At 65.7% G+C, this 17,173-nt stretch carries 15 protein-coding genes and 1 tRNA gene; 8 read left to right on the top strand and 8 right to left on the bottom strand.

Annotation, left to right across the window (positions count from 1 at the left end):
- Nucleotides 1-14: 14 nt before the first annotated feature.
- Nucleotides 15-1,313 carry a uracil-xanthine permease family protein gene (locus tag BJF87_RS02725; protein ID WP_075862593.1) on the bottom strand — a complete coding sequence of 433 codons (1,299 nt, stop codon included), beginning with the start codon at nt 1,311-1,313 and terminating at the stop codon, nt 15-17.
- A 126-nt stretch (nt 1,314-1,439) separates the two neighbouring features.
- Here BJF87_RS02725 and BJF87_RS02720 point away from each other — a divergent pair, with 126 nt between their 5' ends.
- The 3 genes from BJF87_RS02720 to cmrA all read left to right on the top strand — a co-directional run bounded on the left by BJF87_RS02720 (nt 1,440) and on the right by cmrA (nt 5,022).
- Nucleotides 1,440-2,003 carry a PadR family transcriptional regulator gene (locus BJF87_RS02720; RefSeq protein WP_075862592.1) on the top strand — a complete coding sequence of 188 codons (564 nt, stop codon included), beginning with the start codon at nt 1,440-1,442 and terminating at the stop codon, nt 2,001-2,003.
- 76 nt (nt 2,004-2,079) lie between these two features.
- Nucleotides 2,080-4,143, top strand: coding sequence for an NADPH-dependent 2,4-dienoyl-CoA reductase (locus BJF87_RS02715; protein WP_075862591.1), 2,064 nt, complete (start codon nt 2,080-2,082; stop codon nt 4,141-4,143).
- 72 nt (nt 4,144-4,215) lie between these two features.
- Nucleotides 4,216-5,022: a mycolate reductase gene (gene cmrA / locus BJF87_RS02710; RefSeq protein WP_006360058.1), complete on the top strand. Its 807-nt coding sequence runs from the start codon at nt 4,216-4,218 to the stop codon at nt 5,020-5,022.
- Between the two features lie 19 nt (nt 5,023-5,041).
- Here cmrA and BJF87_RS02705 read toward each other — a convergent pair whose 3' ends face one another.
- The gene (locus tag BJF87_RS02705) at nt 5,042-6,622 is read right to left on the bottom strand and encodes a helicase HerA-like domain-containing protein (protein WP_006360059.1); all 1,581 of its coding nucleotides are present in this window, start codon (nt 6,620-6,622) and stop codon (nt 5,042-5,044) included.
- A gap of 70 nt (nt 6,623-6,692) precedes the next feature.
- On the opposite strand from BJF87_RS02705, the gene orn reads away from it, so the two are divergent.
- The 4 genes from orn (at nt 6,693) to BJF87_RS02685 (ending at nt 9,250) form a co-directional block, all read left to right on the top strand.
- Nucleotides 6,693-7,292, top strand: a complete 600-nt coding sequence (gene orn, locus BJF87_RS02700) for an oligoribonuclease (protein ID WP_006360060.1) — start codon at nt 6,693-6,695, stop codon at nt 7,290-7,292.
- 102 nt (nt 7,293-7,394) lie between these two features.
- A tRNA-His gene (locus tag BJF87_RS02695) sits at nt 7,395-7,467 on the top strand.
- Nucleotides 7,468-7,609: 142 nt separating this feature from the next.
- Nucleotides 7,610-7,954, top strand: a complete 345-nt coding sequence (locus BJF87_RS02690) for a YciI family protein (protein WP_006360061.1) — start codon at nt 7,610-7,612, stop codon at nt 7,952-7,954.
- A gap of 3 nt (nt 7,955-7,957) precedes the next feature.
- Nucleotides 7,958-9,250: an RNA polymerase sigma factor gene (locus BJF87_RS02685; protein WP_075862590.1), complete on the top strand. Its 1,293-nt coding sequence runs from the start codon at nt 7,958-7,960 to the stop codon at nt 9,248-9,250.
- 14 nt (nt 9,251-9,264) lie between these two features.
- On the opposite strand, the gene BJF87_RS02680 is transcribed toward BJF87_RS02685, so the two are convergent.
- Together BJF87_RS02680 and BJF87_RS26545 are read right to left on the bottom strand one after the other, a co-directional pair.
- Nucleotides 9,265-10,950 (bottom strand): hypothetical protein, encoded by a 1,686-nt coding sequence (locus BJF87_RS02680; protein ID WP_006360063.1) that lies wholly within the window; start codon nt 10,948-10,950, stop codon nt 9,265-9,267.
- A gap of 39 nt (nt 10,951-10,989) precedes the next feature.
- Complete coding sequence (locus BJF87_RS26545) at nt 10,990-11,469, bottom strand: signal peptidase I (protein WP_231380939.1); 480 nt, start codon at nt 11,467-11,469, stop codon at nt 10,990-10,992.
- 7 nt (nt 11,470-11,476) lie between these two features.
- On the opposite strand from BJF87_RS26545, the gene BJF87_RS26540 reads away from it, so the two are divergent.
- Nucleotides 11,477-11,791, top strand: a complete 315-nt coding sequence (locus BJF87_RS26540; RefSeq protein WP_231380936.1) for a hypothetical protein — start codon at nt 11,477-11,479, stop codon at nt 11,789-11,791.
- A 115-nt stretch (nt 11,792-11,906) separates the two neighbouring features.
- On the opposite strand, the gene BJF87_RS02670 is transcribed toward BJF87_RS26540, so the two are convergent.
- From BJF87_RS02670 to BJF87_RS02660, 4 genes are all read right to left on the bottom strand, one after another.
- A complete protein-coding gene (locus BJF87_RS02670; RefSeq protein WP_006360065.1) occupies nt 11,907-12,536 on the bottom strand; it encodes a SipW-dependent-type signal peptide-containing protein in 630 nt (209 codons plus the stop codon).
- Between the two features lie 282 nt (nt 12,537-12,818).
- Complete coding sequence (locus tag BJF87_RS26535) at nt 12,819-13,712, bottom strand: hypothetical protein (protein WP_006360066.1); 894 nt, start codon at nt 13,710-13,712, stop codon at nt 12,819-12,821.
- 54 nt (nt 13,713-13,766) lie between these two features.
- Nucleotides 13,767-14,084, bottom strand: a complete 318-nt coding sequence (locus BJF87_RS26530) for a cutinase family protein (RefSeq protein WP_231380932.1) — start codon at nt 14,082-14,084, stop codon at nt 13,767-13,769.
- Between the two features lie 684 nt (nt 14,085-14,768).
- Nucleotides 14,769-16,820 carry a heavy metal translocating P-type ATPase gene (locus tag BJF87_RS02660; protein ID WP_081474364.1) on the bottom strand — a complete coding sequence of 684 codons (2,052 nt, stop codon included), beginning with the start codon at nt 16,818-16,820 and terminating at the stop codon, nt 14,769-14,771.
- Between the last annotated feature and the right edge of the window lie 353 nt (nt 16,821-17,173).

Raw genomic sequence — 17,173 nt, 5'->3', positions numbered from 1 at the left:
ATGAGGTCGGCCGGTCAGGACTTGTCGGGAACCACCGTCCCGCGCCAGCCACCGATGATCCGCATCGAGTGGTAGATGACCAGCGCGGCCACCGAACCCAGCGAGATGCCCGCGAACACGAGATCGCCTATCTGCCAGGTGTAGTCGGCGATGCCGATGATGAGCGGGATCGCGGCGGTGAACTGGTTGATCGGCTTGGAGAAGTCGACCTTGTTGCTGACCCAGATCTGCACGCCGATGATGCCGACGAGGCCGTAGAGGGCTGTCGTGACACCGCCGAGGACGCCCGGCGGGATGGCGGCGATCACCGCACCGATCTTCGGCGACAGGCCGAGCAGGATCGCGGCCGCACCGGCCACCCAGTAGGCCGCGGTCGAGTAGACCTTGGTCGCCGACATCACGCCGATGTTCTCGGCGTACGTGGTCGTCGCCGAACCGCCACCGCTGCCGGCGAGCATCGTCGCCAGACCGTCCGCGGCGAGCGCGCGGCCCATCGTGTCGTCGTAGTCCCTGCCGGTCATCATCGCGACCGACTTCACGTGACCGATGTTCTCGACGACGAGGACCAGGACGACGGGAAGAAACAGCGGCAGGACACCGAGATCGAAGGTCGGGGTCTGGAAGTCGGGCAGGCCGACCCACGCGGCATCGGCGATACCGGAGGTGTCGATGTAGTCGTTGTCGGAGTCGATCCAGTCGAGGACGAGCGCCAGCACATAGCCGAGCGCGACGCTGAGGAAGATCGCCAGCCGACCGAGCAGCCCGCGGAACAGCACCGCCGAGGCGACGAGCAGGACCAGCACAATGGTCGCGAGGACGGGGTCGGCGACGAAGTTGTTCTTCGCGGCCGGGGCCAGGTTCAGGCCGATCAGTGCCACGATCGCACCGGTCACGACCGGCGGCATCAGCGTCTCGATCCACTTCACGCCGGCGAAATGACTGATCAGACCGATGATGACGAGCAGCGCACCGACCGCGACCAGGCCACCGAGCGCCGACGATGCCCCGTCGGAGGCGACCGCCGCCGTCACCGGCGCGATGATCGCGAAACTCGAGCCCAGATAGCTGGGGAGACGGTTACGGGTGATCAGCAGGAACAGGATGGTGCCGATACCCGAGAACAGCAGGGTCGTCGACGGCGGGAACCCGGTGAGGACCGGCACCAGGAAGGTCGCGCCGAACATCGCGACCACATGCTGCAAACCGATGCTCACAGTCCGCGGCCAGGTCAGCCGTTCCTCCGGTGCCACCACGGTGTTCGTCGTGAGCTTCCACGACAGCAGGTTCTGGGATCTCGTCCCCGGTTCAGTCATGCGCAACAGTTTGCGGCACTCACGGCTTGCCCGCTCCCCTTACCCCGGTGCTTGCACGGCGCATATGCAACAAGACTCATAAGCACCTTGTTGCATAGTGCACTGTTGCGGTGTTAGCGTGCTCACATGGCGCTCGAACATGCGATTCTGGTGTCGCTGGCGGAGCGACCCGGCACGGGTTACGAGATCGGTCAGCAATTCGACCGGTCGATCGGTTACTTCTGGTCGGCCACCCACCAGCAGATCTATCGGACGCTCAAGAAGCTCCTCGACGACGGCCTGGTGAGTGTCGAGTCGATCAGCCAGGACGGCCGCCCGGACAAGAAGGTCTACACCATCTCCGACTCGGGCCGAGATGCGCTGGCGCAGTGGGCGATGAGCCCCACACCACGGCAGTCACTCCGCAGCGACATCGGCGTCAAACTCCGCGCCGCCGAGTTCGGCGACCTCGCCGCCATCATCGGCGAGCTCAAGGCCCACCGCGACGAGCACGTCGCACAACTGACGTTGTTCAAGGGATTCCAGGCGGACTACTACCCCGAGCCCGACACCCTGACCGGCCGCAAGCTCCACCAGTACCTCGTGCTGCGCGGCGGCATCCGGCAGGAGGAGGGCTACATCGAGTGGTGCGACGAGGTCATTCCCGCACTCGAACGCGAACTCGCCGGGATGAACCAGCGACACCCGTGACGGCACGGAACCACCACCCAGACAGAGCATTGCACGCACACAGCGTCACCACGACACCGAGATGAAAGGTCGCGCCATGTCAGCCCACACGGCACAACCCAACCCGCATTACCCGCACCTGTTCACGCCGCTGCAGATCGGCGGCATGACCATCGAGAACCGTCTGGTGATGGGGTCGATGCACACGGGTCTCGAGGATCGCCTCTGGGACACCGACAAGCTCGCCGCGTACTTCGCCGAGCGCGCGAAAGGCGGTGCGGGACTGATTATCACGGGCGGTTTCGGCACCAGCCGCACCGGCCTGCTCGCCTTCGCCGGCGGCAAGATGACCAACGCCCTCGACTGGAAGCGTCATCAGCGCGTCACCAAGGCCGTGCACGACGAGGGCGGCAAGATCGCCATGCAGCTCATCCACGCCGGCCGTTACGGGTACACCCCGTTCAAGGTCGCGCCGGGTAAGGATCCGTCGCCGATCCATCCGTTCAAGCACCTGCGGATGACCGAGCCGATCATCTGGCACGTCATCAAGACCTTCGGCCAGTCGGCGAAGCTGGCACGCAAGGCCGGGTACGACGCCATCGAGATCATGGGCGGCGAGGGGTATCTGATCAACCAGTTCCTGTGCCCGCACACCAACGACCGCACCGACAAGTGGGGCGGCAACACCGAGAACCGGCAGCGCTTCCTCGTCGAGGTCATCAAGGAGATCCGCCGTCAGGTTCCCCGCGACTTCCCGATCATCCTGCGTCAGTCCGTCGCCGACCTGATCCGCAAGGGCCAGACCTGGGACGAGATCGCCCTGATGGCGCGCAAGGCCGAGGAGCACGGCGTCGATGCGATCAACACCGACATCGGCTGGCACGAGGCCCAGGTCCCCACGATCGTGACCTCGGTCCCCCGCGGCGCCTTCGTGAAGTTCACCGAGCGTCTCCGCGACGAGGTGTCGATCCCGCTGATCGCCGCCAACCGCATCAACACCGCGGAGTTCGCCGAGGAGATCCTCACCAACGGCCGCGTCGACGCCATCCAGATGGCCCGTCCGTTCCTCGCCGATCCCCACCTGGCCAACAAGGCCCGCGAGGGTCGCGCCGACGAGATCAACACCTGCATCGGCTGCAACCAGGCCTGCCTCGACCACGCCTTCGTCGGTAAGAAGGTGTCGTGCCTGGTGAACCCGCGTGCGGGACGTGAGACCACGCTGATCCTCAGCCCGACGCGCAAGGCCAAGCGGGTCGCCGTCGTCGGTGCCGGGCCGGCCGGCCTGTCGGCTGCCGTCTCGAGCGCCGAACGCGGCCACAAGGTGACGCTGTTCGAAGGTGGCAAGTCCATCGGCGGCCAGTTCTCCATCGCCGCCCGCATCCCGGGCAAGGAGGAGTTCAACGAGACGATCCGCTACTTCACCCGCAAGCTCGAGGTCCTCGGCGTCGACGTCCGACTCAACACCCGGGTCGACGCCGACACGCTCATCGCCGAGAAGTTCGACGACGTCATCGTCGCCACCGGCGTGGTGCCGCGCATCCCGAGCTTCCCCGGCGTCGACCACCCGATGGCGATGTCGTACGCCGACGCCGTCCTCGGTCATCGCGAGATCGGCAAGCGGGTCGCCGTCATCGGTGCCGGAGGTATCGGCTTCGACATCAGCGAGTTCCTCACCACCGACGAGTCGCCGACGCTGAATCTCAAGGAATGGGAACAGGAATGGGGCGTCACCGACGATCCGGAGAAGCCCGGTTTCGTCACCAAGCCCCGCCCCCTGCCGCCGGTGCGTCAGGTCTACATGGTGCAGCGCAAGTCCGGTAAGCAGGGCAAGTCGCTCGGCAAGACGACCGGCTGGGTGCACCGCGCCACGATGAAGATGAAGGGCGTCGAGCAGATCAGTGGCGCGACCTACGACAAGATCGACGATCAGGGTCTGCACCTCAGCTTCCGCGACGACGAGGGCAACGTGACGGAGACCCGGGTCCTCGAGGTCGACAACGTGGTCATCTGCGCGGGCCAGGAATCGGTGCGCGATCTCATCGATCCGCTGACCCTCGCCGGTGTCACCACCCACGTGATCGGCGGCGCCGACTACGCGGGCGAACTCGACGCCAAGCGCGCTATCCGGCAGGGCACCGAGGTCGCCGCCGGTATCGACTGACCTCTCGACCCATCTGTCGCTGCGCTCCGGCTCTTCTCGGGCCGGGGCGCAGCGGCCGCTACGATTGCTCCCATGCCGGTACCGCCGCCTTCAGAAAACGCCCGCGCCGTCGTCACCGGGGCCTCCTCCGGTATCGGTCGCGAGCTCGCCCGGGCGCTGGCCGCCCGTGGCCACTCGGTAGTCCTCGTCGCCCGTCGCGGTGAGCTCCTCGAAGAGCTCGCCGGCGAACTGCGGGCCGCCCATCGGGTCGCGGTCGAGGTCCGCGCGGTCGACCTGTCCGACCCGACCAAGGTCGAGGTCCTTGCCGCCGAGTTCGCCGGACGCGAGATCTCGATCCTCTGTAACAACGCCGGCATCGCCACCTTCGGCCCCGTCGCCGAACTCGACGCCGACTACGAGAAGTCCCAGGTCCTGCTGAACGTCAACGCCGTTCACGACCTGACCCTCGCTGTCCTCCCCCAGATGGTGAAGCGCGGTTCCGGCGGCATCCTCATGGTGGGGTCGGCAGCCGGCAACATGCCGATCCCGAACAACGCCACCTATGCCGCGTCGAAGGCCTTCGTCAACACGTTCAGCGAATCGCTGCGGGGCGAGGTCTCGGCACAGGGCGTCCACGTCACACTTCTGGCTCCCGGCCCGGTCCGCACCCACACACCGTCGCCCGACGAGGCGTCGATCGTGGACAAGGTCGTCCCCGACTTTCTCTGGCATTCATCCGCGAAGGTCGCCGAGATGAGTCTGGATGCCCTGGCGCACAACAAGATGCGTGTCGTCCCCGGAACCCTGTCCAAAGCCATGTCGGTGGCCGGCGGGTACACCCCGCGCGCCGTCGTCGCGCCGATCGTCGGCGGGTTCTACCGAAAGTTCAGCGCCGAGTAGGCCCGGCGCCGAACACTTCTCAACGCTTCCGACGCCGCCCCGTACCGAAGATCGCGCGACTGAACTCGCGTCCCGCGGCGCTGGCCGCCGACCGCAGGAAGCTCTGCACCGGCTTGCTGGTCAGCACCTCGGTGATGATGCCCGGCTCCTCGGGGACGGGCTTCGGTGCCGGAGTATGTTTCGGAGCCGGGACGGGAACCGGAGCCGGTGCGGGCGTGTCGGCGGATTCGCCGGGCGACAGCGTGTTGGCGGCGAGCATCTCGTAGGCCGACTCGCGGTCGATCGACTGCCCGTACTTCGCATACAGCGGACTCGCCTTGGCGGCGGCGGTGATCGCCTCCGCCCCGATGGCATCCATCGACGAACGCGGCGGACGCACGACCGTCCAGGCGACCGGGGTCGGCGCACCCTTCTCCGACAGCACCGTCACCACGGCCTCACCGGTGCCCAGCGAGGTGAGGACCTGCTCGAGCTTGTAGATCTCCGACACCGGGTACGTCTTGACCGTCTTCTTCAGCGCCTTCTGATCGTCAGGTGTGAAGGCACGCAACGCATGCTGGATGCGGGCGCCGAGCTGCGACAGCACCTCGTTGGGGATGTCGGTGGGCAGCTGCGAGCAGAAGAAGACGCCCACACCCTTCGAGCGGATCAGCTTGACCGTCTGCACGACCTGGTCGATGAACGCCTTCGACGCGTCGTCGAACAGCAGATGCGACTCGTCGAAGATGAAGACCAGCTTCGGCTTGTCGACATCGCCGACCTCGGGCAGGAACTCGAAGAGGTCGGCCAGAATCCACATCAGGAAAGTGGAGAACAGAGCAGGCCGGGCGGCCTGGGCGCCGAGCTCGAAGAGCGTGATGATGCCGCGACCGTCGGCGGCGAGGCGGATGAGGTCGGCGGGCTCGACCTCGGGCTCACCGAAGAACGTGTCGCCGCCGTCGGCCTCGAGATTGGTCAGGGAACGCAGGATCACGCCCGCGGTCTGGCGCGAGACCCCGCCGATGTTCTTGAGCTCTTCCTTGCCCTCGTCGCCGGTGAGGAAGGCGATCACCGACCGTAGGTCCTTCAGGTCGAGCAGCGGCAGACCCTTCTTGTCCGCCCAGTGGAAGATCAATCCGAGGGTCGATTCCTGGGTGTCGTTGAGGCCCAACACCTTGGAGAGAAGGATCGGGCCGAAGGACGTGATGGTCGCGCGGATGGGCACGCCGATGCCGGTGTCACCGAGCGAGACGAACTCGACAGGATGAGAGGCGGGCTGCCAGGAATCGCCGGTCTGCTGTGCGCGTTCGACGATCTTGTCGTTGCTGACGCCCTCGCGGCTCAGCCCCGACAGGTCTCCCTTGATGTCGGCCATCACCACCGGCACACCATTGGCGGAGAGCTGTTCGGCCAGCAATTGCAGGGTCTTGGTCTTGCCGGTGCCCGTGGCACCGGCGACGAGGCCGTGCCGATTCATCATCGCGAGCGGGATGCGCACCGAGGCGGTCGCGTCGACCTGACCGTCCACCGACACCGTCCCCAGTTCGAGCGAGGTGGAGGTGAAGGCGTAGCCGGCGGCGATGGTCTGAGCAGGGCTGAGGGCTTCGGTCACGAGGGACACAATAGCCCGCGAGGTGCCCCTGTTCTCCGTCTGACGCGGGCTCGTCGTGACGGTTGGCTAAGGTTGTCGGGTGCAGGACAAACTGGTGTGGATCGATTGCGAGATGACCGGCCTCCGACTCGAGTCGGACAAGTTGATCGAGATCGCGGCCCTGGTCACCGACGGTGACCTCAACATCCTGGGTGACGGCGTCGACGTCGTCATCCACGCCGACGACGCGGCTCTCGCGTCGATGCCCGACGTCGTGACCAAGATGCATGCCGATTCCGGTCTCACCGAAGAGGTGCGCGCGTCCACCGTCACCCTCGCCGAGGCCGAGAAGATGGTGCTCGACTACATCCGCAAGCACGTGACGTCGCCCGGTGCCGTCCCGCTGGCCGGCAACTCGATCGCCACCGACCGCGGCTTCATCGCCCGGGACATGCCCGAACTCGACGCCTACCTGCACTATCGGATGGTCGACGTCAGTTCGATCAAGGAACTGTGCCGCCGCTGGTTCCCGAAGGTGTACTTCGGCCAGCCCGACAAGGGCCTCGCCCATCGTGCCCTCGCCGACATCCGTGAATCGATCCGCGAGCTCCGTTATTACCGTGCAGCCGCCTTCGTGCCGGCTCCCGGCCCCGACGTCGATGCGCTCGCGAACATCGTCAAGGATCTCGGGCCCGCCTGAAAACGCAGGTCAGATAATCGATTGGAGTTCTGCGGCATCTACCCGCTAGAGTGTTCTTGGCTCTGAGACCAGGCGCGAAAGCCCGGGTGTCGGATGCCGATGGTGGATGTAGTTCAGTTGGTAGAGCACCAGGTTGTGATCCTGGCTGTCGCGGGTTCGAGTCCCGTCATCCACCCCGATGAGTGGGAGGTCCGAGTTTCGGGCCTCCCATTTTTCGTTTCCGACGAGAAGTTCCGGCGGCTGTCGATATCGCGTCCGCCCGTACGTCACCATGGTGTCGGACCACTCCGGTCCGGCGGCAGATGACTGGAGGAACGATGAAATACGCACTGCTGCTCATGGGACACGTCGACGACCCGGCATGCGGCGAAGAAGGCGGAGCGACGCCCGAGGAGTTCTTCGCGTTCGACCAGGAGATCACCGAAGCCGGCGTCGTGGTCAGCTCTTTCGCTCTCGAGGACGAACGCGCCGTCGTGCACACGAATGGCACGGGCGAGCGCGTCGTGGCGTCGTCGGGTCCGTTCGCCGAGGTTCGCGAGTTCGTCGGCGGCGTCTACGTCATCGACGTCGCCGACATCGACGAGGCGATCGAGTGGGCTCGCCGTAGTCCCGGTTCGGCACCGGGTGGGCACGTGGAGATCCGGCCGCTCGCGCCGTACTGAGCCGTGACCGGAACACCGGACCGCTCGGCGGGCGCGCCTCTCGTGGCCCGTCGAGCGGTTGCCACGATCGATCGCGGCATCCGCACTCGTGTCATCGCCACCCTCACCAGACGATTCGGTGATCTCGATCGCGCCGAGGACGCCCTGCAGGACGCTCTGGCGCAGGCCCTGGTCACCTGGCCGCAGACAGGTGTCCCCGAGTCACCAGAGGCGTGGCTCACGACGACCGCGAAACGTCGGGTGCTCGACGAACTGCGGCGGGAGAACGTCCTCGCCGGGAAACTCGGGCAGCTGCAGACCGATTCGGACCGCGCGCCCGTTCCGGCGGACTTCGGCGACCCCGCCGACATCACGCATCCGGCATTGCCCGACGAACGCCTCGGCATGTACTTCGCGTGTACCCACCCGGTTCTGCGGATCGAGGACCGGATCGCGCTCATGTTGCGGTTCGTCGCCGGGCTGACCACACCCGAGGTCGCGCACGCACTCCTGATCCCGGTTCCGACCGCACAGCAGCGACTCGTGCGCGCGAAGAAGCGGATCAAGGCACTCGGCGTGCCGTTCCATCCGCCGCGTGCCGACGACCTACCGGACCGCCTCGGGGGCGTCCTACGTGTTGTGTACCTGGTGTATTCGGAGGGTTACGCACGGTCGACGGGTAGCTCACACATCCGCGACGACATCACCGCCGAGGCCATCGCGCTGGCGCGGACTCTGTATGTCCTGCTCCCCTGCGCCGAGACCGCCGGGCTGCTCGCTCTGCTGTTGCTCACCGAATCTCGGCGGCCCGCACGGGTGGACCCCGACGGCCGGCCGATCCCACTGTCCGACCAGGACCGGACCCTCTGGGTCACGGCAATGGTGAGAGAGGGCACCGCACTCGCCGAATCCGCTGCTGCACAACGTGACGCGGGTGCCTACACGATCCAGGCAGCGATCGCCGCGGTTCATGCGGAGGCGCGGACCGCCGATGACACCGACTGGGCGCAGATCGCGGTTCTCTACCGCCTGTTGGAAGCGCACGATCCCGGCCCGGTCGTGCGGATCGGCCGGGCCGTCTCCGTCGGACGGGCGTTCGGACCGTCACGCGGGATCGAGATGCTCAACCGGTTGGCGTCGAACCCCTCGCTCGACCGGTATCGCCCGTTCCATGTGGCGCGGGCACTGACACTCGCGGAACTCGACGATCACGACGGCGCAGCGGCCGCCTACCGTCGCGCGCTCGAGCTGCCCGGCAACGAGGCCGAAGGCGACTATCTCGCAAGCATTCTCGCCGGGTTGACGCAGGACTCCTGACGACGAGAGACCGGTTACTCGTCGTCCGCGGAGGAGTCCGCCGAGGACTCGTCCGAACTCGATCGCGACCGGCTCTTCTTCTCGGGAGTGGGCACCGGGTCGGAGTCCTCGGCCTCGACTGCAGGCGCCTCGGCCGCGGGCGCGTCGTCGGTCGGGGCCGCTTCCGGTTCACTGGTCTCCGGCGCGTTCGCGACGGGTGCGGGTGCGGACGTCGTCGTCGAGGTCACCGGCACCTCCGGGTCCGGCAGGACGAACGTGAATCCGGCTGTGCCCGCGGGCTTCCACATCGCCTTACCGGCGGCGCTCGGCGCGGTGAACGCCACCCAACCGGTGTAGGTCTGCCCCGGTGCCAGCTGATCCGGCAATTGCGCTCCCTCGGTTGTCGCCTGCCCTGATGCCTGTTGCACTCCCCCGACCATCGGGGCGAAGTCATCCCAGGCGATCGATGACAACCGGCCGTCACCCCCGGTGTCCGACGTGGTCACCGACATCTTCACCGCGACCGTCGCTTTCGCCCCTTCCGAGGGAGCGGTGGACTCGATCTTCTGGATCGTCGCCGTACCGAGGTCGGTGCCATCGGTGGCGATCACCGGGAACTGATCCCCGACGTCGACGTCGGTCGGGGTCGTCGGACCTTGCTTCAGCGCCGGGGTTTCGGCGGCTTCGCTCTCGGAAGAGCTTGCCGACGAGGAGCTCTCGGACTCGGAACTCTCGGAGTTCTCGGAACTCTCGGAGCTCGAGGACTCCGATTCCGAACTCTCGGAGCTCTCGGCGGCCGAACTCTCCGCGGACTCCGACGGCGTGGCGCTCTCCGAGGACGGCGCGAGGCGTGCCGCCATTCGTGCCGCGCCCGCAGCCTGGACAGAAGATCCTGCATCCGGAAGCGCAACCCCGATACCACATTCGGCGCGGACGAACTGGATACTGACGGTCCAGACGGTCGAGTGCGGCCACAAGAGGTTCTGGATATCGAGGTCCAGGATCAGCGTCGACAGAGCGGTCTTCGCGGTAGTGGCAACGATGCTGCGGAACGTCCCCTCTACCCGGTACCCCACCGCGTTGTCGGTGAAGGACCTCGACCCGTTCGGCGGGGGCATTGCGTAATTGTTGTTTGAGCCGATGCCGATATAGATGTCACCGCCGGTCGGAGCTGTGGCCGTGGGTGTGACCGTTTCGCCGTAGTTCGATGAAGTGCAGTTGACCGCAGCCGTGTAGATGTTCTCCTTCGTGTCCAGGACCGACACGGTCGAGCTGAACGGATTCAACCAGTTCGGCGTGGGGGACGCCCTCAGGTCCCGCGCCGTTGAGGTCGCGGATGCCGAAATGTTGCCGGCGGTGCGGGTCAGCGTCGCCTCCGACCGCCCTCGCGCAGCGACCATGCCCACACCGAAGAAGCCACTCCCGCTGTACCTGGAGGTGAAGGTGGTTGCACCGGGGGTCACCGTGGTCCCCGGGTTGGCAAACGTATGCGTGGCAGTCGTGGCGTCCCATGTGTCACCGCTGATCAACCGCTGGTTCTTTGTGTGCGCGGTGATCGAACGGGCGTACCCGTCAGTGGCCGGAGCGAGACGGAATGTGGAACTCCCCCAGACCTTGTCATTCCACGCCGCGAGCACGCCGGTCGCCTGCGCGACCACGCCGAGTACCGCAATCATGCCGATGACGGCGATCAGGATCTTGCTGCGCTTGGTGAGGTTCATGCTTGCCGTGTATCTCTATGAGTTGCGGAGGAACTGGGTTCAAGAACGAGAGGGTTCGTTGTGCTCGTCCCGGCGGCGACCGGTCGTCGACTTCGGCCAGAACGCCCAGAGGACGAGGAGTGCCGCACCGAGGGTGATGGCCCCGAGAACGTACGGATTCGACAACCAGACGATCTGCTTTGCGAGACCCGGTGCATGCCAGACGACTTTGCGCACCTGGCTCACGCGGTAGGGCTCCGGGTCGGGGTTCGGATTGGCATCGCCCTGCATCTCGATGAGGGCCTCGCCGCCGCCGAGTTGCTTCACCGCGATCGCCCGATGAGTGATCGGCTTCAGACCGATCCCACGGTCGACGGTGATGACATCTCCGACCTTCACCTCGGTCGCAGGGATCTCGTGCACGACAGCGATGGATCCTTGCGGGATGGTGGGATCCATCGAACCTGTCTTGAACATGATGATCGTGTAGTTGCCCACGAAGGCGAGGACTGTCAGCGCAATACACAACACGCCGAACACTGCGAGGATGTTCAGCCCCCAGTCGACGAGCCGACTGCCCAGCGACCGCGTCGCCGGCGTCGCCACGTGCGATTCGACGGGCGCCGGTTCGGCAGTAGCCGCGTCCACAACCGGCGGTGACGGCACGATCGGAATCGGCAGGGTCGGGGCCTCCGACGCCGGAACGTGGCCCGCCGGAGCCGACGTCCAGACCACCCGCGGGGCAGGTGCCACGACCCTCATCGGTGCGGTCACCGTCCACGAATCCCGAATGCCGGACCCATTCGCGTCGGGTCGGTCGGTGCAGGGACTCGAGGTCGTCGTCATCGCGCCGTCTCTCTGAGATCTAGGGGTGCGGATTCGGTTGGCAGGCAGCACAACTCTGCGGGTCGCGTGAACCCTCGATCCGGCGGCGCCCAGGGATGGGAAGGAGGCTTTGCCGCCGGATCGAGAACGACTCACGGGTTGTCGACGCTCTGTGCCCTCATCTCCCAGCGCGGGGTGACACTCGTGTCGAGGATGTTGTTGGGATTGGCGCTGGCCGGCAACGTCACCTCGAAGTCGATCTTCTTGGCCGTGTTCTTGGTGACCCGGAACGTCGTTGCGACGCCGCTGCTACTCAGCTGCTGGTTGTTCACCAGGGTGGTGGACCCGTCCTTGATGGTCACGTAGAGCGCCTGGGCAAGAGTGTTGGTCGCGTTCGCAGGAGCCTGGATGGTGATGTCGGCGTCCATCTTGCCCTTGGTCTCTTTGAGCCAGAAGCTGCCCTTGGTGGTCTGCCCGGGCATCAGGTTGACCGGGTTCACACCCGCGACCACTGGGAACGAGATGACGCCGGGGGCGGCGCTGTCCGCATACTCCGCGAACCCCTCCGTATCCGACACGGTACTGGCCTGCACGTTCCAAGCGCTCTCGCCGATACCGAATGTTCCGGAACCGAATACGGTGTCGTTCCACGCGGCGAGGGTGACCACAGCGCCAACGCCGAGGACTGCACCGGAGGCGAGGATGGCCTTGCGCTTGCGGCTCTTGCGGTTGCGCTCTTCGTCGGTCAGGGGGGCGCTGGTGGGGGTCTGGTTGTTGGTCATCTTCCGTCCATCATTCTGCGGGGGCGTAGCTCATTGCTACTCACGAGTAATTTAGATTGTTTCGGATTTTTTGTTACCTGTTTTTCGAGATTGGCCGTGTGAAGTGACTCACCGCCTCTAGGTCATTTGTTCCAGAATTCTGATTACATCCGTTGTCGTATCTGTCGGCCGTTTGAACTACAGATCCAAATGGACATTCGACCAAGATCTTTAATGTCCCGAAATTTACGACAATGGTCATTGGTATTTCGACAACAGCTATTGGCACACGTCGGCAGCGGCCTAGTCCGAGTCACCTTCCACCTTCGAGCCGGCCTTGTTGATGGTGTCCGCCAGCCAGACGCCCAGCCATGCGATCGCACTCCGACCCACTTCATCCACGACGAGCTTCGCGTAGTCGGTGTGCGAGCTCCCGGAGTAGAAGTCCTTCGCCGTGACGGCGTCGCGGATCAGCGACGCCGGGTCGGTGATGGCCTGCTTCGTGACGATCCTGGCCAGCTCCTTGCCGAGCTCCCTGAACTCGGGCGAGATCAGTTCGGACAACACCCCGGAGTTCTTCCCCTCGCCCGCGTCCTCGTCGTCAGAGGCATCGACGGTCGTGTCCGCAACCAGCGAGGCGAGTTCTTTCCCCAGCTCCAGAACCTCCTCGGCCGAGACCTCGGTGTCCGGGATCGATGCCGCACCGACTCGTGCCCCCACCGATCCTGCCGCCGTCCAGGTCAGCTCCTGAACCTCCCCGACCAGGTCCGCGCTACGTTCGATGTCCACCCGATCGAGTACGCGGCAGATCGAGGCGCCGACCTTGGCGAGACCCGTCTGATCCGGGATGAGGTCGAGGATGCGGGCGGTCTTCGCGTAGTCCACCGTGTCCGCGAGCTTCACGAATGGGCGCAACTGCGTGTTCACACGCCCCGCGACCTTATGGGCGGAGCGAAGGTCTCCCACCCCGATGAGCTGCGGCAATCGACCGATGTCCGCACCCAGACCGGCATAGTCGATCCTGGCGATCGCGCCGACGACGTCGATGGCGGTCTCGACGGCGTCCGCCACCTCCTCCGCCCCCTCACTGAGGACGGTGCCGATCTTGCCCAGGACGGGATGGCGCCGCTTGTCGATGGAGCAGTAGAGGTCGGAGGGTGCACAGATGCTCGTGACCTTCCCGGACAGCTTCCCCATCCCCTCGGGTCGCGGGTCGGCGATCCCGATGCCGCGCGGCTTCGGGCCGACGGTCTACTGACCAGCGGTTCCGTTACCGGGGTCGGCGAGTAGGCCGACTGCCAGCACCTTGTCCGCCGGGATCGGGCCGTCGCCGTTGCCGATCGCCGCGGCGAGATCTCCCGCCGCGTCCGCACCCTGGCTGTAGCCACTGATCGTGAACTTCAGATCGGGATCGGCTTCCGCCCGGTCGGCGAGGACCTTCGACGCGTTCGCGATCGCGGTGGCCTTGCTGTCCCCGTACGTCCGCCCGTTGTCGAAGGCCCGCGCCATGTAAGGCAGGAAGTAGATGGTCGCCGAGTCGCCATGCGTCCGCGAGATCGAGTCGGCCACCCCCGCCAGCGCTCCGGTGGCGTGGGTCGGGTCAGCGGCCGCATCCGTTTCCCAGGTCCCGGGAATGAAGAGATTGAAGGTCGAAACCGTCGGAGGCGGAGCGGCGACGCCGGCACCAGCCCCTCCGAATGCGGTTGCCGCGACACTCGCAGTGAGCGCTATTCCACCCAGACCAATTGCCCATTGACGAGCAGATCGAAAACCGACGAACTGAGACGCTTTGCCGGTTCTGTCGCACGCGTGTCGGGGCTTACGCGCAGAGGAAGAGTATTTCATGAGGGGATGTCACAAATCTTCACATCGTTGGGGAGACGGAACAACAGGTGCGGACGGAGAGGGTCTTTCGACCCCCCTTTCCACATTGTTGTTACTTAGCAGTAGATATGAAAATTCGACTATTACGGGACGATTTCAAGAATCCCAGAGAATACTTTCAAGACCCGTAGAATCCTGTTTCATATAGGAAACTGAAACATGTTGTGGTGCAGTGTATTTCAGATAACATCGCAGGTAGGGCCATGCTGGACAAATGATCCTGTGTGAGTGAGATCACCAGCGTGATGTAGCCGTTCTCGATCACGAACCTTGAGAGGCCCTTCGCAGACACGGCGACGGCTCGGAACCGCCGGGAGACAGCGGGTCCGAGCCCTCGGGCAGACCAGGCGTCAGGTCACCCGATCGCAGTCACCGTGACGCTTGCCGATCGGGGGACAGATCGAGCCGACGGAGTAACTGGGCGTTGAGCGCGACGACCACCGTCGACACCGACATCAGGATCGCGCCGACGCTCATCGGCAACACGAATCCGATCGGCGCCAACACACCGGCCGCGAGTGGAACGGAGATCAGGTTGTACCCGGCCGCCCACCACAGGTTCTGCACCATCTTCCGGTAGCTCGCCCGCGACAACTCGATCACCGAGAGCACCGACCGCGGGTCCGAGGACGCCAGGATCACGCCCGCGGAGGCGATGGCGACGTCGGTACCGGCGCCGATGGCGATCCCGACGTCCGCCTGCGCGAGCGCCGGCGCATCATTCACCCCGTCACCGACCATCGCGACCCGCTTACCCTCGCGCTGCAGCTCGGCCACCTTGTCGGCCTTGTCCTCTGGCCGGACACCTGCGTAGACGCGGTCGATCCGCAGCTCGCGAGCCACATCCTCGGCCACCGCTCGCGCGTCTCCGGTGACCATCACCGCTTCGACCCCACGGCGCCGAAGGCCGTCGATCGCTTCGCGCGACTCCGGTCGCACCTCATCGGTCAACGCCAGCGCTCCGACGACCTCACCGTCGGCGACGACGTGCAGGATGATCGCGCCCTCATCGCGCCAGGTGCCCGCGATCGACAGCTCTGCAACACCCTGGCTGTCGAGCAATCTCGGCCCGCCCACCGCAATGTGCACTCCGTCCACTCTCGCCGAGACACCCACCGCCGGTGAGGAGGTGAAGTCCTGCGCCGCCGGCACCTCCAGTCCCCGCCCCCGGGCGGCCTCGACTATTGCGACGGCGAGTGGATGCTCGCTGTCCGCCTCGGCCGACGCGGCCAGCACCAGGACCTCGTCCGGGGTGCGGCCGCGCGCTGGTTCGACGGAACGGACCGTCGGAGCTCCACGGGTCAGCGTCCCGGTCTTGTCGAAGAGGACGGCGTCGACCGACCGCATGGTCTCGAGGGCGAGCCGGTCGGAGATCAGCACTCCCCCTCGCGCCGCGCGCTCCGTCGCGATCGAAACCACCAACGGGATGGCAAGACCGAGAGCGTGCGGGCAGGCGATGACGAGGACAGTGATCACCCGGACCACCGCGGAGTCAGGCATTCCCACCGAGGTCCAGACGACTGCCGTGACAGCTGCCGCGGAGAGGGCAAACCAGAAGAGCCACCCGGCGGCGCGGTCGGCAAGACGTTGGGCACGCGACGTCGACGCCTGCGCTCGGGCGACGAGCCGTTCGATCCCGGCCAGCGCGGTGTCATCACCGATCGCGGTGACCCGGACACGAACCGCGGAATCGGTAGCGACGGTCCCGGCGATCACGCGATCCCCGACCGATCGTCGTACCGGGCGCGACTCACCGGTGATCATCGACTCGTCCACATCCGCCGTACCGTCGACGACGTCACCGTCGGCCGGGATCGATGCACCCGGCCGAACCAGTACCACGTCGCCCACCTGCAGCTCGGAGACGGCGACGGTGACCGTTCCGGCGCCGTCGACCTTCTCCGCCTCATCGGGCAACAAGGCCGCCAGCGAGTCGATGGCCGATGTCGTCTGGGCCAGCGCACGCATCTCGACCCAATGCCCCAGGAGCATGATCGCGACAAGGAGCGCAAGCTCCCACCAGAAGTTCAGCTCACCGGACAACAACCCCAGACTCGCGCCCCACGACGCCACGAAGGCGACAGTGATGGCCAGCCCGATGAGCAGCATCATCCCCGGCCGGCGGGACCGGATCTCCCCGACCGCACCGGCGAGGAACGGCCGGCCGCCCCAGAAGTAGATGACCGTGCCCAGTACCGGCGAGATCCACATGACCCACCCGTGGTGAGGCAGCGAGTATCCGATCAGGTGGGCGAACATCTCGTTGAACGCCACCGTCGGGATGGCCAGTACCACCATGATCCAGAACAGTCGGCGGAACCGGCCGACGTGGTCGGCGTGACCGCCGTGTTCGCCACCAGCGTGCTGGTGACCTTCGTGCGTACCCGTGTCGTGCGCGGGATGGATCGCTGTAGCACTCATGCGACCGACTATATACCCCATACCCGTATATCGTAATAGCCAATCTTCGTTGCGAGGTTCGCCGACACCCGGCCCGCCGTGGGAGACCCGATAGCACACACCTCCGACAAACGTGGGTCACCTATCTGATTTCGATAAGCGTTGCACCGCAGCATGATTCCGGCTAAAGTCGAATGTACATTCGAACACGGCATCGGGGGTGACCGTCTTGACCGGAATCTCGACCACCGACGTCGGGCCGTCGACCCGCCCCTCCGAACTCGTGCAGGAACTGCATCGGATCACCGCCGAACTCCAGGCCGTCGATCTGGCGCAGTGCTCCGATGCCGAACTCATCGACGTCGCCGCCGGAA

Source organism: Gordonia sp. CNJ-863 (assembly GCF_001942325.1).
Lineage (GTDB): Bacteria > Actinomycetota > Actinomycetes > Mycobacteriales > Mycobacteriaceae > Gordonia > Gordonia alkanivorans.
The sequence above is the reverse complement of the archived record's forward strand: the minus strand, read 5'-3'. Positions and strand labels throughout refer to the sequence as shown.